23 protein-coding genes and 1 pseudogene are annotated in these 20,799 nt (G+C 55.5%); 4 read left to right on the top strand and 20 right to left on the bottom strand.

Annotated features, from left to right (window positions below; genetic code table 11):
• Nucleotides 1-15: 15 nt before the first annotated feature.
• A complete protein-coding gene (locus NSJP_RS08890) occupies nt 16-510 on the bottom strand; it encodes a hypothetical protein (protein ID WP_080886554.1) in 495 nt (164 codons plus the stop codon).
• A 233-nt stretch (nt 511-743) separates the two neighbouring features.
• On the opposite strand from NSJP_RS08890, the gene NSJP_RS08885 reads away from it, so the two are divergent.
• Together NSJP_RS08885 and NSJP_RS08880 are read left to right on the top strand one after the other, a co-directional pair.
• Nucleotides 744-1,463 (top strand): hypothetical protein, encoded by a 720-nt coding sequence (locus NSJP_RS08885; RefSeq protein ID WP_080886553.1) that lies wholly within the window; start codon nt 744-746, stop codon nt 1,461-1,463.
• Between the two features lie 245 nt (nt 1,464-1,708).
• Nucleotides 1,709-3,316, top strand: coding sequence for a response regulator (locus NSJP_RS08880; protein ID WP_172834248.1), 1,608 nt, complete (start codon nt 1,709-1,711; stop codon nt 3,314-3,316).
• Between the two features lie 13 nt (nt 3,317-3,329).
• Here the strand turns inward: NSJP_RS08880 and NSJP_RS08875 are convergent, their stop codons facing one another.
• Both NSJP_RS08875 and NSJP_RS08870 read right to left on the bottom strand, forming a co-directional pair.
• Nucleotides 3,330-3,749: a DUF3147 family protein gene (locus NSJP_RS08875; RefSeq protein WP_080886551.1), complete on the bottom strand. Its 420-nt coding sequence runs from the start codon at nt 3,747-3,749 to the stop codon at nt 3,330-3,332.
• Nucleotides 3,750-3,759: 10 nt separating this feature from the next.
• Nucleotides 3,760-4,101, bottom strand: a complete 342-nt coding sequence (locus NSJP_RS08870) for a DUF3147 family protein (RefSeq protein ID WP_080886550.1) — start codon at nt 4,099-4,101, stop codon at nt 3,760-3,762.
• A 233-nt stretch (nt 4,102-4,334) separates the two neighbouring features.
• Between NSJP_RS08870 and NSJP_RS08865 the strand changes: the two genes are divergently transcribed.
• The gene (locus NSJP_RS08865) at nt 4,335-4,628 is read left to right on the top strand and encodes a hypothetical protein (protein WP_080886549.1); all 294 of its coding nucleotides are present in this window, start codon (nt 4,335-4,337) and stop codon (nt 4,626-4,628) included.
• A 713-nt stretch (nt 4,629-5,341) separates the two neighbouring features.
• Nucleotides 5,342-6,442: a class I SAM-dependent methyltransferase gene (locus tag NSJP_RS08860; RefSeq protein ID WP_080886548.1), complete on the top strand. Its 1,101-nt coding sequence runs from the start codon at nt 5,342-5,344 to the stop codon at nt 6,440-6,442.
• Here the strand turns inward: NSJP_RS08860 and NSJP_RS08855 are convergent.
• The 17 genes and pseudogenes from NSJP_RS08855 to NSJP_RS08785 all read right to left on the bottom strand — a co-directional run bounded on the left by NSJP_RS08855 (nt 6,416) and on the right by NSJP_RS08785 (nt 20,275).
• Nucleotides 6,416-7,081 (bottom strand): class I SAM-dependent methyltransferase, encoded by a 666-nt coding sequence (locus NSJP_RS08855; protein ID WP_172834247.1) that lies wholly within the window; start codon nt 7,079-7,081, stop codon nt 6,416-6,418. The two genes, NSJP_RS08860 and NSJP_RS08855, sit on opposite strands and share 27 nt — an antisense overlap.
• 236 nt (nt 7,082-7,317) lie before the next feature.
• A complete protein-coding gene (locus NSJP_RS19245) occupies nt 7,318-7,668 on the bottom strand; it encodes a hypothetical protein (protein ID WP_155970011.1) in 351 nt (116 codons plus the stop codon).
• Nucleotides 7,669-8,099: 431 nt separating this feature from the next.
• On the bottom strand, nt 8,100-8,738 hold the full coding sequence (locus NSJP_RS08850; RefSeq protein WP_080886546.1) for a class I SAM-dependent methyltransferase: 639 nt from the start codon (nt 8,736-8,738) through the stop codon (nt 8,100-8,102).
• Entirely contained in the window at nt 8,716-9,747 is a 1,032-nt protein-coding gene (locus NSJP_RS08845) for a glycosyltransferase family 2 protein (protein ID WP_080886545.1), read from the bottom strand. Before NSJP_RS08845 ends, NSJP_RS08850 begins: the two co-directional genes overlap by 23 nt.
• A 151-nt stretch (nt 9,748-9,898) precedes the next feature.
• On the bottom strand, nt 9,899-11,428 hold the full coding sequence (locus tag NSJP_RS08840) for a hypothetical protein (RefSeq protein WP_155970009.1): 1,530 nt from the start codon (nt 11,426-11,428) through the stop codon (nt 9,899-9,901).
• Between the two features lie 738 nt (nt 11,429-12,166).
• Nucleotides 12,167-12,769: a chemotaxis protein CheB gene (locus NSJP_RS08835; protein ID WP_080886543.1), complete on the bottom strand. Its 603-nt coding sequence runs from the start codon at nt 12,767-12,769 to the stop codon at nt 12,167-12,169.
• Nucleotides 12,766-13,116, bottom strand: coding sequence for a hypothetical protein (locus NSJP_RS08830; RefSeq protein ID WP_080886542.1), 351 nt, complete (start codon nt 13,114-13,116; stop codon nt 12,766-12,768). The genes NSJP_RS08835 and NSJP_RS08830 overlap by 4 nt, the downstream gene beginning before the upstream one ends.
• Nucleotides 13,117-13,553: 437 nt before the next feature.
• Nucleotides 13,554-14,039, bottom strand: a complete 486-nt coding sequence (locus NSJP_RS08825; protein ID WP_155970007.1) for a hypothetical protein — start codon at nt 14,037-14,039, stop codon at nt 13,554-13,556.
• 188 nt (nt 14,040-14,227) lie between these two features.
• Entirely contained in the window at nt 14,228-14,716 is a 489-nt protein-coding gene (locus NSJP_RS08820; protein WP_080886540.1) for a response regulator, read from the bottom strand.
• 311 nt (nt 14,717-15,027) lie between these two features.
• A pseudogene (locus tag NSJP_RS20105) lies at nt 15,028-15,108 on the bottom strand (sugar O-acetyltransferase); the annotation flags it as partial.
• Nucleotides 15,092-15,208, bottom strand: a complete 117-nt coding sequence (locus tag NSJP_RS08815; protein ID WP_407938654.1) for a maltose acetyltransferase domain-containing protein — start codon at nt 15,206-15,208, stop codon at nt 15,092-15,094. The gene NSJP_RS08815 and the pseudogene NSJP_RS20105, both read right to left, overlap by 17 nt.
• A gap of 653 nt (nt 15,209-15,861) precedes the next feature.
• Nucleotides 15,862-16,134, bottom strand: a complete 273-nt coding sequence (locus tag NSJP_RS20100) for a response regulator (protein ID WP_080886538.1) — start codon at nt 16,132-16,134, stop codon at nt 15,862-15,864.
• Nucleotides 16,135-16,277: 143 nt separating this feature from the next.
• Entirely contained in the window at nt 16,278-16,622 is a 345-nt protein-coding gene (locus NSJP_RS08805) for a hypothetical protein (protein ID WP_080886537.1), read from the bottom strand.
• 132 nt (nt 16,623-16,754) lie between these two features.
• The gene (locus NSJP_RS08800; protein WP_080886536.1) at nt 16,755-17,282 is read right to left on the bottom strand and encodes a hypothetical protein; all 528 of its coding nucleotides are present in this window, start codon (nt 17,280-17,282) and stop codon (nt 16,755-16,757) included.
• A gap of 284 nt (nt 17,283-17,566) precedes the next feature.
• Complete coding sequence (locus NSJP_RS08795; RefSeq protein ID WP_172834246.1) at nt 17,567-18,217, bottom strand: thermonuclease family protein; 651 nt, start codon at nt 18,215-18,217, stop codon at nt 17,567-17,569.
• Nucleotides 18,218-18,316: 99 nt separating this feature from the next.
• Nucleotides 18,317-18,814: a hypothetical protein gene (locus NSJP_RS08790; RefSeq protein WP_155970003.1), complete on the bottom strand. Its 498-nt coding sequence runs from the start codon at nt 18,812-18,814 to the stop codon at nt 18,317-18,319.
• A 942-nt stretch (nt 18,815-19,756) separates the two neighbouring features.
• Nucleotides 19,757-20,275, bottom strand: coding sequence for an Lcl C-terminal domain-containing protein (locus NSJP_RS08785; protein WP_080886533.1), 519 nt, complete (start codon nt 20,273-20,275; stop codon nt 19,757-19,759).
• Between the last annotated feature and the right edge of the window lie 524 nt (nt 20,276-20,799).

The following is a 20,799-nucleotide window of genomic DNA, read 5'->3' as shown; positions in this document are numbered from 1 at the left end:
CGACCCATCTACCGCTTACCTTGGCATCTCCTTATGAATGGCAATGGCTAACCCTTGCTTTGTCATTCTTCCCGTGATCACATCGCCGGGGCGCACGTCCCGATCCCCTGCCGTCGTCCCATCCACGAACAACGTCGTTGTCCTTCCATTCTGATTCTCGACGACAATCATTTTTGGATTAGCCTGTTTGACAGTCCCTTGCACCATTTCCATGTCCGTGGCCTGCCCGGGATTGACGCTGGGATCAGACAGGCCTGTATCTTGGCGGGCAAGCCCGTTGGGATCACCTGTCGTCTCCTGGCGTTGCCCTCCCTGCAATTCACCTTCAACACGATAATTGGGTCCCTGTCCCTGCTGCTTCATTCTGCTGTCGCGGATGGCTTCCTGCGCTCGCTCATCGGGATTCAGGCGGGGATCTCCTTGGGGCAAGATGGCATCCTGTGCCGATACCGACGTAGCGACACTGGACAGCACAAAGGCACAGGCAACCAGGCATCGATATGGGTTCATTAGATTCTCCCTCCTCGCTTTCGTGAAAAACCCTCTCACGTCCCGGCATTGCCGGGTCTGCTACCACTGTATTGTAGGGCTGCGCTACTAGATCGAAGAGTGGGATGATCCCTGGTGCAGAGATGAACAAGCGTATGGCAGCCTGCGGAAGCCAGGGTTGAACCTAGCTCTTCCTGAACCCCTTGAACCACTAGCCTGATAGTGAGACAAGGCACGGGAGGAGCACGGTGTTCATGATGTCGTCCAATTCTGTCCTTCGTCTGCTTGTCATGATGGTTCTCTGGCTCGTGAGTGGCACCGGTTGCACGAACCGCGAATTCTCTCGAACGCCGAGAACCGGAACGGAGCAGCTTCTTCTGAGCCACGCACTGGAGCGAAGCGTAAGCGCCTTTGAAGCGTTATCTCCTCCGCCGGCGAAGGCAGCGGTCGAAGTAATGGGGTACGCCGGCACGCGCCAGGTCCTTGAACCGACGCTGCTTTCCAACAGTCCCATGATCAATAGCAACATCGCCCCGACGAGCGGACCGGAGTCCACGGAACTCAACCCTCCCATGATGCGTCCACTTGGCTCCGAACTGCTCATGATGCGAGGATTCGTGGAGGGCCGTCTGGCAGAATTGGGCTATGCCGTTGTCGATCGACGGGACGACGCCGATCTGTGGGTCCGAGTGATGGTCTTGGCGCTCGGAACGGACCAAGGTCAGAACTTTTTCGGTATGCCGGCCATTCAAAGCACGGTCATCCCCTTTTCGACTCCGGCATTGACCCTCTATGCCGCACAAAGACAGATTGCCTATGTCCGATACCGGCTCCAGATATACGACAGCCGCACGCGTCAATGGTTCATCCCGGGACGTTGGTACGAAGGTTCGGCCTATTACAATCAGTACACTGTCTTCTTTTTTATCAATTTTCGGGGGACGGATATGGTTGAAGTGCCCGCCCTTCAGTAGAGATCGAGACGGAAGAACCTACCTGATCGCATTGGCCTTCCCGCGCAATTGTCGCGCACATTCAAATACATAGGGCTGACTGGCCGACAGAAGCTGCGTCAAATTTGACGCGATTGGCCCTGGGAGCTTTCCGAGTAGGCATTTCTCTACGAGGCGTTGTACTGTTCGGACCAGCGGCCATGACTTACCAGTCTTCTCATTACTTGGAAGAGCTGAGAACAAGAGCCAAAGCCCGATTACACCGTATGGTGCTTCAGGCGGTACCGGACCTGTCGCGCCATGCGATACAAAAGCTCGTCGAAGAGCTCAATGTGCGTGAAGTCGAACTGGAAATGCAATGCGATGAACTTCAGAAGGCCCACGATGAGATACAGGACAGCCGCAATCGATACCGCGAGCTGTACGAATCGATTCCAATAGGATTTGCGACCATCGATGAGAAGGGAACCGTCTACGACATCAACCCCGCCGGTCTGGCGATTCTTGGCAGCGAGCTGGGACAAGCCCTGAGACGTGGCTTTCATTCATTTCTGGCCGAACATGATTCCCATCGGTTCATCTTGCTCTGCCGAAAAGCGCTTCAACACCATGAGCATCTCGCCGAGGAGTATTGGCTGGTACGACCGAGCGGCAGCGTATTTCCAGCACGCGTGCAAGCCATCCTCGTCGAGAGCGATACAGGCATGCCTGCGCAAATCCGCATCGCGTTCAAGGACATCACCGACCGGAAAAAAGCTGAAGAAACATCCCGGCGTCATGAAGTGCAGCTCGAAGCGCTGACTGCCAAGCTATTTTCCGCCCAGGAGGAGGAAAGAAAACGACTCGCTACGGACTTGCACGATCATCTTCAACAAATGCTCGTGATCGTGAAGCTCAAGCTCGCGCAGGGCAAACGCCTCGCTGAGAGCAGTCCTGTTTCAACAGTCATGACGGACGTTGACCTCATCATCAATGATGCATTGGCCTATACCCGCACGCTGCTCGCCGACTTGAGTCCGCCTGTGCTGCGGGACCATGGATTGGAAGCTGCGCTGGTATGGCTTGCCAGACAGATGAAGACGTATGGCCTGGACGTCACCGTCTCGCTGCCCGATAAGCCGGTGGGCTTGGACGAAGCTCGGTCCATCTTGTTGTTTCAGTGCGTGCGCGAACTTCTGATGAATACGCGAAAGCATTCAGAGGCGACCGAGGCGGCGGTCGTGATGGATCATCAGGGGGACGTCCTCCGTATCGAAGTAAGCGATCGCGGGAAAGGCTTCACTCCCACCGACGTGGCGACCTCCGAGACGTTGTCTCAGTTCGGCTTATTCAGCATCAGGGAACGCATGCGGACGGCCGGCGGGTCGTTTGAGGTGTCCTCCTCTCCCAACCATGGGACGAAGTCCGTCCTCATGATCAAGGGGTGCCAGCAACAAAATGAATTCCCTGAGGAAGAGGCCCTATCCGTCGTAGAGACCACAGGGCGGATGTCCGATAAAGAACCTATCTCCGTGTTGCTCGTGGACGATCATGCCATGATGCGGCAGGGACTGCGAACGGTGTTGGAGACGTATCCCGATATCACAATACTGGGAGAAGCAGCCAACGGGAAAGACGCCCTCCTCATGATCGAACAACTTCGCCCGAAAGTCGTCGTCATGGATATCAACATGCCCGTCATGAACGGAGTCGAGGCGACCCAGCACATTACGAAGCGCTTTCCTGAAACGACCGTCATCGGTCTGTCCGTGAATGCAGGAAGTGAAAGTACCAAGGCGATGATGAGTGCCGGGGCCACCATCCTGATCACCAAAGAAGCAGCCGTCGACAAACTGTACGATTCGATACGGATGGCGATCAGTCGGTCACGCTAACGCATACCTTCTGCTACATTCTTTTCCATATCCACCACACCACAATTGAGACGGTCAACCAACCGACGGTTGCCAGGCTCAGCACGATCCAGTAGTTCACGGTATCCACATACTCATACATGATCAGTCCGAATATCATGAGGCCGAGGCTGCCGATTGCCGCCCCCGCCGCATCGGCGCCGGATTCGTCGCGTCCCCGTTGTTCTCCATGCAGGCCCAGCTCTTTCTTTTGTCGCACGGCATGGGCTTCGACGAGCGTCACGCTGGCGGGGAAAATGGCCGGGAACGCCAGAAACAGCCCTCCGATGACGGGTCCCCAGCGCATTGTGGTGAGCCCCGTCATGGCGGTGATCGCGCCGCCAAGGACAAATCGCACAACCAATTCGTGCAGCCTGGTTGCCTTGAGACCGGATACGCTGATGCCTACCATCATTGGCGTCCTACTAGAGAATAAGAGCACGCAGACCGAACGCCACCCCAAGCCAGACGATGATGGCCGAAGTCGCAACGACCAGGGAATGCCACGTGTAGCGGAGCATGATCCAGCTCACGAGAGAGCAATAGACGAACAGCGCCAAGGCTCCAATGACCATGGATTTCGCTTCAATCGCGGCATAGCCCGTTCCATGCTCGATGATGGCCAAGCCGAGCGTACCGAGCGCCACCGAAGGAGCCGCACTAAAGATACCGGCGAATGTCTTGGGCTTAAAGACGTCCCCCAGCAGAGCAAACAACGAGACAACGGTCCCACCGATGACAAACCGAAAGAGAAGGTCTTCCCACATAGGCTTGGAGCCTAGCGCTCAGGAGAACTTACGCAGACTGGTCATAGCCTCCCCAAAACACTGACAATCTGTCCCATGAGGACACTTTGTCATCATAAACCCCGAAGACCCGTGAGAATCCCTCGGAATCCCTCTTGCTATTTTGCATGGCTGGATTGGTTCTGTCCTTGCAAACAATAGCCAATAGCATTTCCAGTGATCTGCCTTTCATCTTTCATCCACGGGAGGTCAGCATGAAGAACTGGCGGCGATTATTCTTGGGACTCACGTCTACGGCTCTTCTCATGGTTCCATTTGGACTGCCTGTCGGTGCGGAACAGCAAAAGGAGGGGCAATCTTCCTCCCAATCCCAAGGGAAATCAGATGAGCAGTCAAAAGGGAAAAGCGCGACCGGTCAGCCGAGCGCCGGCGGACCTCAAGGGGAGGACAAGGCGGGCGGAGGCGGCCCGAGCGGCCCGCAAGCCACGCCCCCTGGGAAAGCACCGCAATTCGAGGGGGCGAACAAAGGCCAGAATAAAGGCAAATAAACATCACGTGACCAGAGCATGACATACGTTCGAAGCAACTCTGGCGGTGGCGCTTTCGCCCAGAGTATCGGCGCAGGCGTCATCGCCGCTTGATCGATCCGGTTCGCTGTAGACCTTCTCGACGAGGTCTAGCTTTCAGCCAGTTCAAGCTCTATCAGGTTTTGCGAAGGCAGGAAGCTAGGCGGGCACCTAGAAAAGATGTGATTAGGGCTCTACCCAGTACAGGGGAAGCACCGGACGTACTAATCTAGGCACACGGTCGTGATGGCGGTACCAGGTCGAGGAGGTGGAATATGGCGCGCGATCCCCTATCGCACTATCTATCGCATCATCCGTGCGGCCCCCTGTCGACGGCTCCTAAAGTGATTCCAGTATGCAGCCTGTGCGGATTGATGAGTGAGGCAGGACGTGTATCCGGCGAATGGGTCAGCCAGAGAACCTACATGACGACGCATCGGGTGAATTTGTCCGATTGTCGCTTTACCTATACTTGCTGCCCAAAATGCTTGGCGATGCCGGAACTCAAGAAGCCAGCCTTCGGACGTTCCATGATCATTACGAGGTTGCTGGCAGAAGGCGGGCGATTGAATTGGTTGCGTCGCCTGACACCCAGTACGACATGACCGTGCCGACAGGCATCGAAAGCCGCCGGTCCCATATACGGATCTCGTCGTTTCCACATCTAACCCAGCGTCCGATGTCTAAGCCGCTCCATGATCACGCTTACGTCTCCGAGTTCATCCAGGTTGGATCGTGTCATTGATGTGGCGTGCCTCATCTGTGGCCGTGCACAGATTGACGTTCTTGCCTCGACGGCCGATATTCAGTTCCAGTTCCGAATTTTGAACGCCTTCCATCGTCGCAGACGAATAGAAAGCCATCCCGATCAACTCGCCGATCGGACTCGGTTTACCCAGGATTACTCTGCTCAAATCGTGCAATGCCGCACCTGCGGATTCATCTATAGAAATCCTCGACCCGTTGCCACAACGATTACTTCGACCTATGCGAAGGATCACTACAGTGCGGCGCATCTTCAGGCCGAATTTGACGCTCAGCGAAGTTGGGCAAAGCACAAAGCGTCAAGACTCGCCCGATGGTTGCCCGTCAAACGAACGCCTTCGATTATCGAGGTGGGCAGTTTTGTGGGCGGATTTTTGGCTGCGGCGCAAGAGCACGGCTGGACCGTCTTGGGCGTCGACCCGGGGAAGCAGGTGGCGGAGTTCTGTCTCGCACGAGGCCTGCCGGTCCACTGTGGCACTCTTGCGGATGCTCCTATTGCATCACAATCGGTGGATGCGGTCGTCATTTGGAATACCTTCGATCAGCTGCCCGATCCCGACATCACGCTCGAGTCCGCGCGACAGATGTTGCGCACCGACGGAATATTGGTCATCCGGGTCCCAAACGGGCTGCTGTATCGTCACGCCGTGAAGAGCCTGAAGCGTAACGGTCTCTGGCGGCATATCCTCATTGCGACGCTCGCGTGGAACAATCTCCTCGGCTTTCCCTATCTCCATGGATATTCCGTCGGGACCCTGGATCGTCTTTTGGGACGCCATGGGTTTCGCCGGCGCGGTGTCTACGGGGACGCGCTTCTACCATTGGCCGACCGGCACACCAAATTATGGGCCCGCTGGGAGGAGCACATGGTGAAATGGGGATGCCGGCTGCTGGCCGCGCAGCCGTTCCAGCCTGCCAGTCAATGGTATCCCTGGATGGATCTCTATTACGGGCTGAGCGGGCCGATCCAGACGAACATGCCCCCTCAGGAATCGAGGGGACAGTTAGCCAGTTTTGTGAGCCGCCAGTAACATCAGTGCCGGACATCCGAGTCTGGCACGCCAGACTGGATAGCGGGCGATCAGTTCTTGATCCACCTCAGGCTCCAAGAGATTCTCGATGTCCAGACCGGCTTCTTGAACGGACTCGGCGATTGTCTCTACTTCATGTACAGTCCCCTGCACGTGGTATTCCTGCCCTTGCACCACAAACCGCACTGTCGCTCCCGTCAACCGCTGCATCATTGGATGCACGGCCGACAAGATGAGGCGACCGCCTGGTCGAAGCACTGCGGCTATTTGATGAAAAAATGAACGGAGATCGTGTACGTGATCCAAGATCAACCCGGAAATAACTCGGTCGAAACTCCCATCTGCAAACGGGAAACGTTCGAACGACGCTTGGACCCATGCGATCGAGGCTTTGGGGACCAAGGTCTGCATGGCACGAACGAGCATGCCTTGCGATAAATCCATCCCCACAACCGAAGCTCCCGGTTGGTTCACGAGACGGAGATACCGCCCTGTTCCACACCCAAGATCCAGGATCCGGCAGCCCGTAAACGGCGTGACCATGGCAAGCAGGAACGGTTCATCGAGCGATGTGCTGGGATCCGCGTCATCGTACACTCCGGACCACCGGTCATATGCGGCTTGAGGAAGCAACGGCATGACGTCCCCATCCATCGGGCTTATATTCCTATGCGAAAAATGAAGAGCCCACTTTCTTTCGAAAGTGAGCTCTTCCCTTTAGTGTTGCAACGCATTCGTCACACTTGCGCAGCGTTTCCGTTGCACGTTCGTAACGTTCTCGTCATCACAACTAAAGTAATTGCAGGATAGTCATGACCGACCCGCTTTGCCACTGGGAAAGTCTCCAGCCTGATACGGTCGTGTGGAGGCAGGCGTTATCGACCGCCACCGCCTCCTGCCGCTCCTCCCGAGCCGCCCGCTCCACCGGAGGATGAGCCGCCTCCGGAACTCCCCATACCACTGCCGCTTCCTGGCGCAGTGGGTCCCGTCCCTCCTGGCGTGCCGGTCGGTGTTCTGCCCATATTGGGATCGGTGTTGCGTCGGTCCGTCGGATCCGCGGACGGAGTTCGCTGTTTCGCCCCCGGATCGGGGAGGCCCGGCTGCTGGGACTTGTCTGATTGCGACATTCCTCCAGTATCTGCGGCCTCTGCCATGCTTGCCATCCCCGTGTTCAATCCGACGCCCACTACTGCAAGTGTGACCATGATTGTCTTCTTCAGTTTCATACATCCTCCCTTGGTTAATTAATGCGCCTTCGCCACTCTCGCGGCGACAACATGCTCTTGCGGGCCTCTTTCGCTCGAGGAGCTTCCACAGCCGCTTTACACCCCTCTCTTCTTCCGTCCCCAGCAACTGTGTAGCCTGCCGTCACGACACACTCGCCGGCTACCAGCCTGATTCGTGGTGTGGACCGATCCAGTACATTGTCCTGAGAGTCTTTTAGGGAATACTGCTGTCTAGGGATGGGTCATCATGAGCGATACGAGCATCGGGCGTAGCTGGGAGAACCCCCGGAAGCTTTGAATATGTCTCTGGATTCGTTCGCCACAGCGGGAGTCACTTGCAGGTGTCTCCGTGGTGCTACCGCAACTTGTTCGACAATCAACGCCTCTCATGACGGGCCGTTCTCATGGCCGATGCCGTGAGTCCGGCGTTTTCACTTTACCATGGCGCGAATGAACATCTGCTTCCCCATCGGCTTCCACGGAAGGGAGAGATACAGTCGTATCAATGCCGGCGAGACGGGTAGCCTGGATCGTACCGTGAGCGGCAGGAATCGCGGATGGCATTCCATGACTGTATAGCCATGGGCTTCGAGAAAATCGCATAGGCTCTTGTGGGTATACACGGTGCGGTGGGTGTAATCGTCGAAGTACTCCCGGTACGCGTAATAGTAGTTGGGCTGCAGGATATTCAGTGTTCCGCCGTCCGCCAGCGCCGTATTCAGTTGTTGCAGTACCGACGCGAAGGCCTCCTGGCTGACATGCTCGAAGAGGTTGCTGGCGAACACGAAATTCACCGACGCAGGCTTGAGAAATCCGAGATCAGTCACGTCACCGACGTGGCCTTCGACACCGGATACCAGATGTGCGGTGAAACCATCCCACGAATCGACCGCGATTCGCCGCCTGGCGACGACGGCGTTGATAAAGCAGCCATATCCTGCGCCAAGTTCCAGCACGCAATCGTCAGGGTCGATTCGATGATTGAAATAGTAGCGACACAACGTCTGCCAAAGGACATCGCGTCGGGCATCCTGCGCGAACCGAGTCTTAAAGTATGTTTCTTGGGTCATGAGAGGTCGGCCATCCGAAGCACAAGCCCAGGATCATCCGGAGCCCGACTTTCAGCGCACGCGCGTTGTTCACATTGCCGCCTTTGCTGACACCCACTCTGGGGTGAAACGTAATCGGACATTCGACGAGCCGTTCGCCGCTTCCAAGAGCCGTATCGAGAAAGTGCGCGTTGAATTCCATGTTGACGGCCGGATTCAGTTGCGGCATCAGACGCACAAGACTGTCCCGCCGAAGCAGCTTATAGGTTGTTCCGATGTCCGTGAACGTGCCGCGCCCCAGATGCTTGAGTTCCAGCAACTTTCCCACAAAGAAATTACCGTAATACATGAACGTCGACAACTGCGTGGAGTAATCCCGCAGCTGCTCGACAATACGCGTGCCATTCACGACATCAGCATGGTCGACGTAGGCCAGCAGTTTGTCAATGTCGGCGGCGCGGAAGGTCATATCGCCCTCGCAGAGGACGATCAATTCGCCGTCTTCGCTCAGGGCTTCCTTAAGACATCTATAGACGCATCGCCCATATCCCGGTTCCTTTTCCACAACGATGCGCGCGCCCGCCTCCGCGGCGGCTTCGGAAGTCCGATCGCGGCTATTGTTGTCGACGACAATCACGCGCGTGACCAGGGGGTGGCTTACAAAATCCGCCACCGCAAGCCCTATGCTCGTTTCGTCATTGTAGGCGGTCAACGCCACGACCACGTGTCTGTCTAGAACGGGAGCCAGAACCTTTCGCCGCGACTCTCTGCGCTTCGCGGGAAGCAGGAGTGCCAGATCAAGACCTGCGAGACAAAGGCCCAGTGTGGTGGGAAGACCGCTATACCATAGGATGGTCATGTTCCACGTATGGAACGGTTCTCCCAACTGGAAGATGAGACGGAACATCGAGAACGCGATCCCGAAAAAATACACCGCGAGGCCGAATACGATCAGGAGACTGCCCAGAAAGAAAAGAGGAGGCAGCTTCTTGACTTGCGTTGCAGAGGGGGCTGTGACGACTCCTGGCATGGCTCACCACTCTGCGCTCAGCTGCGTTTCGACACTGAACAGAAGAGAATAGCCAACCAATCGTATCGGGACGCTGCGTTCAGACTTCCACCACAGGTCTGACGTGGCAGTCACTCTAGCACCTTGGTATCGGGATGCCTATAGCGCTGACCTACCAGTTCTTCTTGGCTTCGTCGGAAGCCGGCGAGCATCCGATCTCTGTCAAACGCTCCTTCAGGATGCTGGTGGACGGATCTTCACCATCCGGGAAATGGAACAGGCCACGGTGGAACGTGCAGTACGGCTTGTACGAACTCTCGATGGCGCTCCGCAATTCCGGGTCTAACTGCTTCACATTGCGCCAGGAGCCCGCCGAAGCATAGGTGATCACCACATCGTATTCCCGTCTGAGTAGGGGGTCCGTGAAGATCCTCAGATCCACTTTTCCGAGGCGATGGAGGTAAGACAGAAGGAAGGGTTCCATCAAGGGAGGATTCGGGGTAAGGAGTGCCAGCCGCGGAAACGATGAGAACACGCGCGAGCCTGCGAGAGCGTGGCTCAGTTTGCGCATTTCATCGTTCCCTGCGTCCACCCAACCATGTTTGAGCGTGGGGATGCGTTCTTCGGCGCTCATCGCAACAGGAACAAGGGAATGAATGAACAGGAAGACCGCCAGTGCCGGGCCCAGCGCCGCATGTCGTTCCACCAGTTCCAGTAGTCGCAACACTCCGAGCACAGCAAACGGGACGGCAGCGAAAAACGTTTCCCAATAGTAGTTGATATCCGCACCCGCATGAACGGCCGTCACAGCGGCCACCACGAACGTGGTGGCAAGATAGAGAGCCAGGAGCGTTTCCCGTGCCGACGCATGCCATTCCACACTGGCCAAGCCGACCAGACTGAGCAGTATCACGAGTTCGCCGGCGACCTTTTTCATGATCGCCACGTTTCCAGCAACGTTTCTGATACCGGGAGACAGGGCAAGCATTTGCGACATCATTCCCGGCTCACGAAGAGAGTAGAGAAGATACAGACCAAGGGATGAGACCGCAAAGAATCCCACAAACCGAACAACCTCACGCCATCGTCCTTGAACCAGCAGCCATCCGGCGCCTGCGAGAGCTGCAGCGACGAATGTGAACTTTACTTGTACTGCCAGGCCTGCACAGACCGCGGAAAGCGGAACCGCCCAGCGAAGGTCGGATAACAGCAATCGAACGGCAAGCAGACTGAGAGCGAGTCCGGCAAAGTCGCCACGGAGCATGAGAATCCAGACGGGTATGGGGCCGATTGAAAACGGAAGGAGAAGACCCCAAACCCACACCAGGCGTGAACGAAAGAGAACACGGACGATGGATGTCATCACACAGATACAGGCGATGAATGTCGCGATTGCGAGCAGCCGCGGCCCCACGAACGGATTGTCCCAACTCGCCACGCGTCCTGGAAGTGAATAGAGCGCATACACGAGCGGGCTGTACTGCGCCGGCAAAAAAGGCGGCTCTGCCAGGTTGCGATAGATCCTGCCCGTTTTCTGAAACTGGAGCACGTCGTACAGGATGTAACTATCTCCATATCCTGCTTCGTCGAGACGGAAGAGCGACAATCCCTGGACGACGAACTCCAGAGTGCTGATCAGACAGATGAGGATCAATATGGTCGCGATCGTGAAACGGGACATTCTTTTGAAAGGCTGAAGCATGGGCATCCAGACATCGAACTGGGAAGGCTTGTGTTCGTTCAGGCCAAAGTCTATCAGAATCCTAGGCTGCTTCATTGCAGTCAGGAGCGTCAACCCGATCGATCGTTGATTGGGGGATCACGCCGGCCAAATGGCGCAGGTCCAATTAGGCGGGTTGGGCTCAATCTATCCTGGCTCGGAATGAGTCTCGAGGGTCGCCCTGCGATACGCCGGCTGGAGTCTGGATCGCGAAAGACCGATTCATGCGGCTCTGGGCGTTTCCACTGCGTTCTGCCGGCCTCCCTTCTCTGCTTCACGACACTGGCATCGGTGTTCCGACATCCTCGCGGCTTGAATCCGGAGCCTACAACTCGGGCACGGAGCGCAGATACAAGCGGTGCTGTGCCTGACTGCACCTAAATGGCAGGCGCACAGGCACATCGCGTCAGCTTCAACGGCATCATATACGAGCCAGCTCCAGACACGCATGAGCACCCTGGACTGTGGAGATTGTGGGCTGTTGGTCGTACGCGTATTCATCATCATGCCACGTACTTGTTGAGATCGAGCAAGGAGAATGCCAATGTCCGAATCACTCCTGCCACTATGGGTAGGAGTAACTGGATAGATATACTCATCCAGGGTGATAGGCCGACAGACACCTGAATCTAATTCGATCCACAACATTTCAGAAGGATCCAGTGGAGAGCACTGTCGTATCTTCTGATAAAACACCTCCGAAGTGTCGAATCTGAAGTGTTAAAGTCGCTTTTCAGCTACTTCTGTCGTCAGGCACCAGAGCAGCTTCGGCAACTCCGCGAGGGGCGTCACGTGATCCACGCTGTCCATCCGGATCCCATTGACCGGCATGCTCGGATCAACGGCTTCTTTCGGGTCCTGCACAACCGACACTCCGCCGGACGCCTTGATGGCGATCAACCCATGCGCCCCATCGGCTCCTCCTCCCGTGAGCACCACGCCGATGACTCGATCACCAAAGGTCTTCGCCGCAGAAATGAACAGAGCGTCGGCCGCCGGCCGTGTAAAATGCAATTTAGGTCCACGCGTGAGCTGAATGACCCCCTTCCCGAACTGCATGTGGTGATCCGCCGGTGCGAAATAGACCACGCCCTCTTTCAGCACATCATGAGCTTGTGCTTCCTGTACACGAATGCCGCCGGGCGTTCGGCCATAGATCGCCGGGATGTTACTCACCCACCAGGGGCTGCGATGAATGACGACCCCAACCGTCGCGGGCAGATCACTGGGTAAGTTCGCGCACAGGTACTGCAAGGCATTCACGCCTCCCAGCGAGGCGCCGATGACGATGACATTGCGTCTGCTGGAGGCTTGATCGGTCATTCCCCCGCCGGTGGCTCAGCATGCGGTGGACGGGATTGAGCCGGTTTCGTGTCGTGAATCAGTCGCTCATAGCTCTGAATGTGCTGCTTGATCTGAATCTCCCGCTCAGCTAGTGAAGGACGCATACCACGTTCGAGGTCGTCGTGCTCTCGCATGATCGCGGCCAGCATTTGCAGGTGTTTGAGAAGCACGATCACGGACCATTGCGTTCGTTCGAGTTCCTCCTCCTTCGCTTTATAGGCATCGGACGGCGAAAACGTGTGCCCGACGGTGCAGCAGAGCTGCACATGCCCATGACCTTCCAGACGAAATGCCAGCGCTCCCGCACAGAGCGGACAGCCAATCATGGTAGGAATGCCGGGCTGCTTCGATGAGTCAGGCTCCTTCACAACCTGAGGATGTCCCAAGCAGATGGTGAAGAAAGCTAGGAAGTTCCCTTATTTATAGCTGGGGGCAGGCAACACATTCGCGTCGCCACCTCGGGGTTTCGCCAGTAGTCCATTGGTCACAGCCATTGATACACGTATGACACTACGATGAGCAATTTTCTGAGTTTGGCGTGATCTTCTCGATCAGGTTGAGGAGTTTTTTGTCTCCTACAATAAACAGCGAAACAAGAAGTTCAAGATTAAGGGTATCGCGGTGGTCCCAAGAAAGCCGTCAAGTTTTTGAAGGATGGAAGCAAGGCCTATAAGAAGGCCCATCAAGAGGGCTAGGAACGGAAGCTGCTCAATCAGAGCAGAGGCGGCCAAAGCTAAGATGGGAATGAGGCTGAAGGCGAGCGTTATATCACACGTCTCAAAATGTAGAATCCGAGTGCGCAACCGCCAGCCACCACGAGAGCCAGGATCGAGACAAGGACTTTTCCGGTCATGTCCGAAGTGTTAACAACTCGATTCCATGCGGGCAGAATGCCTTTAAGGGCATGATCCTCTCCAGTTTGGTATCCCATGAAGTACCAGCGATCAAGATGGTGTTGGAGAAACACGACCAGGCTATTGGAAATGTATTGTCCCGGTGGATAGCGTAGTCGTTCAGCTCCTCCGCATCCTTTCTCGAGATAGCGTTCAAACTCATCCACAGGAATAAACAGTTCCTGGTCCCGATACCAACTGATGACGCTCCAGTTTGGGACACACCTTGCCAGGTAATCAGGCACCGCTCCAAGAATCGTCTTCTGCGCCTTTCCGTAACCAATGAGCCACGGCGCGACGAGCACGCCAATCAGCACCCCTACGACAAGAAGAGTATCCCTTAATCTGTTTGACACCACTTGCGCTTCGCCCGCTCCTTGTACTTCTTCGGTAGACCCGGGTCGCTTATTCCACCATCTCGTCAGAAATCTTCCCTCGTCTGCTGTTCAGGCCCTGCCTCAGCTGAAATTCCGGCCGGAGTCCGCACGATGTTCGGGGCGAAGGAGTCTGGCTTGCCCAAGTCCGCGCGTCAGATTGCTATCGACTACCCATCGATCGTCTCACTCTCAGCGCCTCCCCGCAGAGACTCGCGATCGTTCAGCATAGCTTGTGTGGGAAGCCGCTTGCTCGTCGGCCCCACCCTCGCAACGGCCTTCTGGATGGCAGTGTCCAACTGATCACCAGAGGTCTGAGGTTTGATGAGGTAGCTTTGCGCCCCATTAGTCCTGGCGGCGGCAGAGAGAGTCGTAAATAGCAGCTTGGTCAGAATGACGACGGCCACGTCAGGTTGCGACGCCACTGGGCAGAGATGAGTCAGAACTTCGAAGCCCGAGATATCGGGTAGCTTCAATTCCAAGACAACACAATCAAACCGTCTGGACCGGCACATCTCGATGGCCGTCCGTCCTTCCTCAACGGTCGTGATGACATACTCCGGCGAGGCCAGTTCGAGACGGCGCACCCAATACGCACGATCTTCAATGTCGGGATCGACAAATAGAATGGAAATGGGAGTCAGTTGAAGGTCCGACATGGTTTCACCGCCTTTCTCAGGTGTCGGCGGTCTGGCCAAGCCGTCGGCAGCTGGCTAGAGTCTCGGCGAAAGCCTAGACTTTCAAATTGGCAATGTCAAATAGACCCGTCATGAAGATCTATCGGTGCATTCCGTATGCACGCAGGAGCACCGAGCTCCCGGGGGCGCAGCCAAGGCCTGTTCACACGCCTCACTGCAATAGGAACTGTGTTCCCGTGCGAGGCAGCGACAGGCTTGATGGCCGCAGTTCTTGGGGTAGTTGATGGTGGGCTGCATGTCGATTGCTTACTCCTTGGCACCAACGATGACGCTTATTGAGTAATCGCACGGATGACCCGGCATGGGTTGCCGGCTGCGAACACGCTCTCGGGAACATCACGGGTCACCAATGAGAGTACTCCGTTGCTGCCCATTGATTGAGCCCAAGCTCGTATTCAACGTCTGGCAGAGATGGCGTGCCCGCTCTCGTGCGCGAATCAACTCCTCGTCCATGGGATAGTACAGTTCTCCGGCCAACATTTTCTGACGTCCGGCCATCACGGAGGGGACAATCCTTGGCATCTCAGCAACAAGACATGAATAAAGAGCCCACTTCCTTTCGAAAGTGAGCTCCCCATTTCCCAAGTGTTGCAACGTGCTTGCTACACCGTCGCACCGTTTCCGTTGCGCGTGGGTGTAACGTGCTCGTCGGAACAACTAAAGTAACTTTATAATACTCAGGACTGGACAGCTGTACCACTGGGAAATCCTCCAGACTGCGTACTGAGAGTACCGCGGTGGCCGATCAGCGCAATGAGATGGGCACGACAGGACCACGCGGTGGATTTCTTTGGGCCGAACCGAACGCTTGGAGCCACACGTAGGATGCGATCAGAGCTACCAATAGGATAACGGCAAGGATGCACACCTTAGGCCCTTGCCCAAACTCTGATGGCTCGTTGAGCATTGCCACGCCGCCTGGTGACGACCTACCTCTATTGATGGCCCCTCAGTTTTCGTCGAATAGTTGGGTTCGCTTTTCTTTCGGCCCCACTGTAGCCATGGCCTTCCGAATCGCCAGATCCAATTGATCGCCCCACGTGTGAGATAGGCTTGCGCACCGTTCGATGTAGCCAGCGGGCGCAACGTCACAAAGACGAGTTTGGTCAAAATGACCACCGCGACCGCGGGTTTCGATGCCAGGGGGGGCAAAGATTGATAAGGACCTCGAAGCCTGAGATGTCGGGCAATACCAACTCAAGCACGACACAATCGAACTTCCGGAATTTGCACAGCTTGAGCGCCGTGTGCCCATCTTCGACCGTACGGACAAAGTAGTCAGGAGAAGAAGTCGCGAGCCGGCGCAACCAGTAGGCGCGACCTTCGATGTCAGGATCCACGAAAAGAATAGAGATCGGCGCGGTATAGCGATTCGACATGAAGACCCCATGCCGTTAGCGTCTATACGAGGCAGAAGCAAAAGCGTAGGCGCCTAGATGGGCGAAGTCAAATCGGCCGGTCTTCCTTCGCACTCCGCGCGCTCGCAGGGACATAGTTAATCGTGGGCTTCATGCCCTGTACGCTATCGGCTGGACCGCTTGCCTTTCTTCGCTGCCACAATTTGCCGTAGCTGATGCGCCTCAAGCTTTACCGTCACGGTGCGCAGAATTGCGCCAAGCCCGCCATCGCCTTCGAGGAAGTCGAGTCCAGCAAGGGTGATCTTGAAGTCAAGAAGCTGGGGTGGCAGTGCCGCTCCGCCCTCTCTGTACTCGGTCCACGTGAGCAAGCCATGTCCGTTCAAATAGTGCAGGTTGCCGATGTAGTCGGGATCGGATTCAAATTGCTGCGCGAAGTTGGGATTAGGGGCGGGGTAAAAATCCTTGAGCGCCTGAAGCATCTGACGTTGGAGTTTGCGCTTGAGATTCATGTGCCTCTTCTCCTTCGGCGCTAGTTTAGTGAGTCGTTACTCCTCCGGCGCATCTTACACCCGCGCAGGCACGTCTTTCTCGGGCAGCTGTCGGATGAACCCGTGCAGGCGTCGCCAGAGAGGGAACGACAATCACGCAACCTCTTCGCACACATGGAGTACAGCATGGGGAGGCTCTGAAGCCGTCGCATCAGGCGAGGACGTGACCGGCAGATGCTCCTGTAACTCACTCGAGGAGATCTTTCCCTCCCAATATTGCAGGAGATGGGCGAGTATGTGCTGTCGATCAACGCCATGTCTCTCCGCCAGAACAAAGTAATGGAGCGGTTCAACGTGGGAGATAGTCGACAACGCCACGCAATGGCCCTTCACCCACTGGCCCAGCCCACGGGCCATCAAGTAGACGGCAATCCCTCTCAGATCGACTCGCGATAGATGTTCGTGCTCCATGACACTGCGCACTCCTCTATTCGAGTCGCATAGATCCAAGAACTCCTCCAGTGCACGTTTCTTTTCGGTCGATCCATCCCGTTCATTCGCGCCCATGAGGTCGGCGACAATTCGTGAAACCGGCTCATGCGGTGGAGCAATAGCTTTTTCCAGCTTTTGCAGTTTAGTTACTTTGTTCCACGAAAACTGCATTTGCGTCAGAAATCCCATGATGTCCTCCTAGCCGTAAGGGCGATCGATGGTTCCATCTCTCAATGCACTGCCACGGTGTCACCCGTAACCAAAGCCATTGAAACCGAGAACCAAGTCAGATTGAGTTGAATGACGTGCAGACGGGAGGATCGGATTGGGAAGGACTACAGATATACCGATGAAGTCTTTGATCCGGCATGGCGATTAGAGTCTCGTTCTGGGGCTCATTTGTGAATCCGCTACGTGACGGTCACTACCGAGCCATGATATCAATCACACGAGGTTTTGTAACCAAGAATGGATTATGATCGAGGAGGGGCAAGCAGGCGCGGTGAAAAGAGGTTTCCCCGATTTTCAATGGAACAGCTGTTTATACTGAAGCCGCCGTCCAGAATTCTACGCCTGGGCTGGCAGCAATTGTTCCACAGAGCTGTTGGAACCGGAAGCCCTGAGCAGTCGAAGTCCGCCACATCGGGAACTTGTTTGCGCTGAAGCTTGCGATAGACCCACGGTGGAATGGGGACTGGATCCACCCACAGACCGCGTTTAGCCTCTCGCGACTCCTCTTCAAGCTGCTTCAGCTGATTGTCCGATGAATGCCGGCAGAACCGCCACGCAAGCCCGGCGTTTACAAGTTCCCTGTTCACATGGGTGCCATCCATCAAGAAGACATCGCCGATCGTGCGGCCGTACTTGTCGAGGCCACGGGTTTCGACCCTCACTTCCTTCTGTTCAACGAGCTCTTGAGTAAACCGCTTCGCCCGCTGGCCGTAGTCCTGTCCCTTCTCTGGCCTATCAATCCCGTTGAGCCGGATCCGTTCGACTTGGTGGCCGTGTATGACCTCAATGATGTCGCCGTCGAGGACAGCGATAACCTTGCCGGTGTCCGCCCACGCAACGGAAGGAGTGAAGAGCAGTGCAATCGAGAGGAGAAGCCTAAGCAGACCGCTCACTGTGAGTCTTTCACTGTTGTGCCGACGTAGCGGGTGTGTGCTCCGTCGTCCGGCGTCCTCTCGCCAATTCCCCTGAAATGCATTCAGTATTGAGCTAACCTAGCTCTCAGCCTTTCGCAAGAAAACAGCTTGATACTCCTCGGAGGGCAGTTCATACCAAAAGAAGAAAAGAAACCGGCCGCTCCCTCGTATCGTGACGTTCACCTGAAGGGCGCCTCCTTTCTCAATCGAGGCCGTCCGGATAATGTGCAACTTATTATAGGCCCCATCGCCCCCTACCTCGCGATGCTGTTCTAATCGAAGCATCTCAGCTTCACACACGACTCGATCCTCAGGACGTACGACGGAATCGAGATAGGTGAAGGCATTGGTTCCGAGAATCGTGAGTTCCAAGCCACGCCCGATGCCACTCAGTTGACCCCCGATGAGTTCAGGATACTTGTTTCCAAATGCGAATGTGCCTAGCAGCCTGTCCAAGGTTAGCGGCGTTTTTAGTGCCCGATAGTACGTCGGGAATCCGTCCGCGGCTTTGCCCTGATATTCATAGAGCCCTGTGAGGTCAGGACAACTCCCTTCCTCTTGCTGGAGTGGGACCATCTCCTCAGCACCGGATGCGGCAACGGGGGCCCGTGCGATTGACACTAGCAAAATAAGGGCAAGACTTAGTGTGCCCAGATTGGATGCCCGAGAGAGATTCATGGTCTATATCACCTCCGTCGATCCATCCACGTAGCGGTCGAGAGCTACCCGCGATTCTTCATCCATGACCAGTGTCTCCACTCAATACTTCTCGCCTCGCACCCAGCGCACAATTGCGACGGAAGGGACGAATCGTGAAGGACATGAGGAGGCGCTGCCGGACGAGTTGTCTAATGCCAAATTGTCGATGTTTGACTAACGCGATGAATCAACACCCGATCTTATAGAGATCCGTTCTATCTCCGCTATCCCAGTCAATATGCCAATGATCGGCATTGAGGGAATAGCTGCCTTCCAGATGATCGCCCCCAGACGGTGTCCATGGTGAGACGGTTCCCAGTGGCCGTCATGTCTCCGCGCTTTTCATACGCGGTCAATATATTGCCAGATACCACGTAGTGTCCGTATACGCTCTCATTCTCGTTTACCCACCGCCATTGATACGTGCCATCATCACCAAATGCAATCTCCATTGGGTCTCCATCCGTCCCACTCCATACGCCGACATATGTCACCCCGGAACCGGAGACACGAGTCAGTGCATAGCCATTCCATGTCAACTGTTGCCCATCTGCTGATACGCTCCAATTGTGTGGACCAATGATGGCAAAATAGCCACCCGTATCGGAGGTCTTCACTCGAAGGCCCTCCACCTGCCAACAACCTATGAGATAAGCGGGAATGAAATCATGTCGGACTCAATCTTGTTGCGAGCCCCCGGACCGCTCGCCAAGACTCTAAACAGGGACGTACGCTTTTTAATCTTCACTCCATTCGATGTGTGTGAAGTGCTTCGAGTCATGGATGCTGGTTGAGTTCCTCCCGCTGGCTATCTTTAACTTAGTACTGATCTGCATTCATGGGGCCACGGACACACCAAACAAAATGCATCTGCATCTTGTCACCGGGGCCTGTGGTCCCTTGGCCGAAGAAGACTTCCCATGCGTCGGTTGTTACATCAGCCGATGTGGTGGCTGACCAATAGAAGTCACCTGGCACCGCGTGAATGTTCGAGAATGGGTGGCCAGGTGGCAGGAGAGGGCTGGCATTGGCGGTAGGGTCGACCAAACTCATGAGCTCAACAAACGACGGAAGTCTCCAGCCTCGTCGACCACCGATGATCTTGAATGGACAAGACCCTCTCGCATCTTTCCAGATAAAGGAAAGTGAGTACGGAGCCCGTTCCCAAACCAGCTGAGTTTCCTTGTCCAAGACCGCTTCGTCATTGAACTCTGATAAAACTTTGAACCTTTGACTCCCGTTCGGAATCTTGTCGTCCCAACTTTCCAGTGGGACCGCGAAACTGGGCATGGTACAAGCCAAAATGATTCCCATGGATCCGAGAAAGCGCTTTAGCATGATGCCTCCTTTTGACAGGGGGGAGTGAATGGACGAACCGAGAGCAGATGACGCGATCCATTACGGTTGATGCGTCAGATTGTCAAGCAGTATTGAGGCCACAAGCTCGAAGAATTCGAAGAAATAATACGTGTAGTTTAGAAAAGTGGAGCCGATCGAAGAGATGAACGATTGGGCGGTGATTAAGACGCGACGAAGAAAATAGCATGTATTATCAGCCCTCGCGTTCTCGAATCTTTCTGTCGAGTGTCGGTGCTCAAAAATACATGCAATAGGCAACTTATTGAATCAAATGGAGCTATCCCTTGCCCAAAACAGATCTCGACTCGTCTTGCTAAGATCCAGTTTCACTTCGTCGCTCTCTGTAAAAAGTAACTTCACCGTACGCCTCAGAAATCTCTTGACCGCATCAAGGAACGCATGTCATAAGGCGGCGCCTACATACAGACAACAGTAGCTGGTTCCAAGAGAGCCTCCGCTATGATGGTCTGCTCCTCGTCGACGAGACAAGTTCCCCCACGTCA

Origin of the sequence: Nitrospira japonica (assembly GCF_900169565.1) — a bacterium.
In the GTDB taxonomy this organism is placed as follows: domain Bacteria; phylum Nitrospirota; class Nitrospiria; order Nitrospirales; family Nitrospiraceae; genus Nitrospira_C; species Nitrospira_C japonica_A.
The sequence above is the reverse complement of the archived record's forward strand: the minus strand, read 5'-3'. Positions and strand labels throughout refer to the sequence as shown.

What these genes read in the sequence shown, in the direction of transcription:
- NSJP_RS08800 (WP_080886536.1), bottom strand. Translation starts at nt 17,282, where the DNA reads ATGGGATTTCTGACGCAAATGCAGTTTTCGTGGAACAAAGTAACTAAA.
- NSJP_RS08890 (WP_080886554.1), bottom strand. Translation starts at nt 510, where the DNA reads ATGAACCCATATCGATGCCTGGTTGCCTGTGCCTTTGTGCTGTCCAGT.
- NSJP_RS08880 (WP_172834248.1), top strand. Translation starts at nt 1,709, where the DNA reads ATGGTGCTTCAGGCGGTACCGGACCTGTCGCGCCATGCGATACAAAAG.
- NSJP_RS08840 (WP_155970009.1), bottom strand. Translation starts at nt 11,428, where the DNA reads ATGCTTCAGCCTTTCAAAAGAATGTCCCGTTTCACGATCGCGACCATA.
- NSJP_RS08820 (WP_080886540.1), bottom strand. Translation starts at nt 14,716, where the DNA reads ATGTCGGACCTTCAACTGACTCCCATTTCCATTCTATTTGTCGATCCC.
- NSJP_RS08805 (WP_080886537.1), bottom strand. Translation starts at nt 16,622, where the DNA reads ATGAATCTCAAGCGCAAACTCCAACGTCAGATGCTTCAGGCGCTCAAG.
- NSJP_RS08860 (WP_080886548.1), top strand. Translation starts at nt 5,342, where the DNA reads ATGATCACGCTTACGTCTCCGAGTTCATCCAGGTTGGATCGTGTCATT.
- NSJP_RS08785 (WP_080886533.1), bottom strand. Translation starts at nt 20,275, where the DNA reads ATGCTAAAGCGCTTTCTCGGATCCATGGGAATCATTTTGGCTTGTACC.
- NSJP_RS08835 (WP_080886543.1), bottom strand. Translation starts at nt 12,769, where the DNA reads ATGACCGATCAAGCCTCCAGCAGACGCAATGTCATCGTCATCGGCGCC.
- NSJP_RS08865 (WP_080886549.1), top strand. Translation starts at nt 4,335, where the DNA reads ATGAAGAACTGGCGGCGATTATTCTTGGGACTCACGTCTACGGCTCTT.
- NSJP_RS20100 (WP_080886538.1), bottom strand. Translation starts at nt 16,134, where the DNA reads ATGTCGAATCGCTATACCGCGCCGATCTCTATTCTTTTCGTGGATCCT.
- NSJP_RS08845 (WP_080886545.1), bottom strand. Translation starts at nt 9,747, where the DNA reads ATGCCAGGAGTCGTCACAGCCCCCTCTGCAACGCAAGTCAAGAAGCTG.
- NSJP_RS08870 (WP_080886550.1), bottom strand. Translation starts at nt 4,101, where the DNA reads ATGTGGGAAGACCTTCTCTTTCGGTTTGTCATCGGTGGGACCGTTGTC.
- NSJP_RS08790 (WP_155970003.1), bottom strand. Translation starts at nt 18,814, where the DNA reads ATGGTCCCACTCCAGCAAGAGGAAGGGAGTTGTCCTGACCTCACAGGG.
- NSJP_RS08850 (WP_080886546.1), bottom strand. Translation starts at nt 8,738, where the DNA reads ATGACCCAAGAAACATACTTTAAGACTCGGTTCGCGCAGGATGCCCGA.
- NSJP_RS08875 (WP_080886551.1), bottom strand. Translation starts at nt 3,749, where the DNA reads ATGATGGTAGGCATCAGCGTATCCGGTCTCAAGGCAACCAGGCTGCAC.
- NSJP_RS08855 (WP_172834247.1), bottom strand. Translation starts at nt 7,081, where the DNA reads ATGCCGTTGCTTCCTCAAGCCGCATATGACCGGTGGTCCGGAGTGTAC.
- NSJP_RS08815 (WP_407938654.1), bottom strand. Translation starts at nt 15,208, where the DNA reads ATGGACGAGGAGTTGATTCGCGCACGAGAGCGGGCACGCCATCTCTGC.
- NSJP_RS08885 (WP_080886553.1), top strand. Translation starts at nt 744, where the DNA reads ATGATGTCGTCCAATTCTGTCCTTCGTCTGCTTGTCATGATGGTTCTC.
- NSJP_RS08830 (WP_080886542.1), bottom strand. Translation starts at nt 13,116, where the DNA reads ATGATTGGCTGTCCGCTCTGTGCGGGAGCGCTGGCATTTCGTCTGGAA.
- NSJP_RS19245 (WP_155970011.1), bottom strand. Translation starts at nt 7,668, where the DNA reads ATGAAACTGAAGAAGACAATCATGGTCACACTTGCAGTAGTGGGCGTC.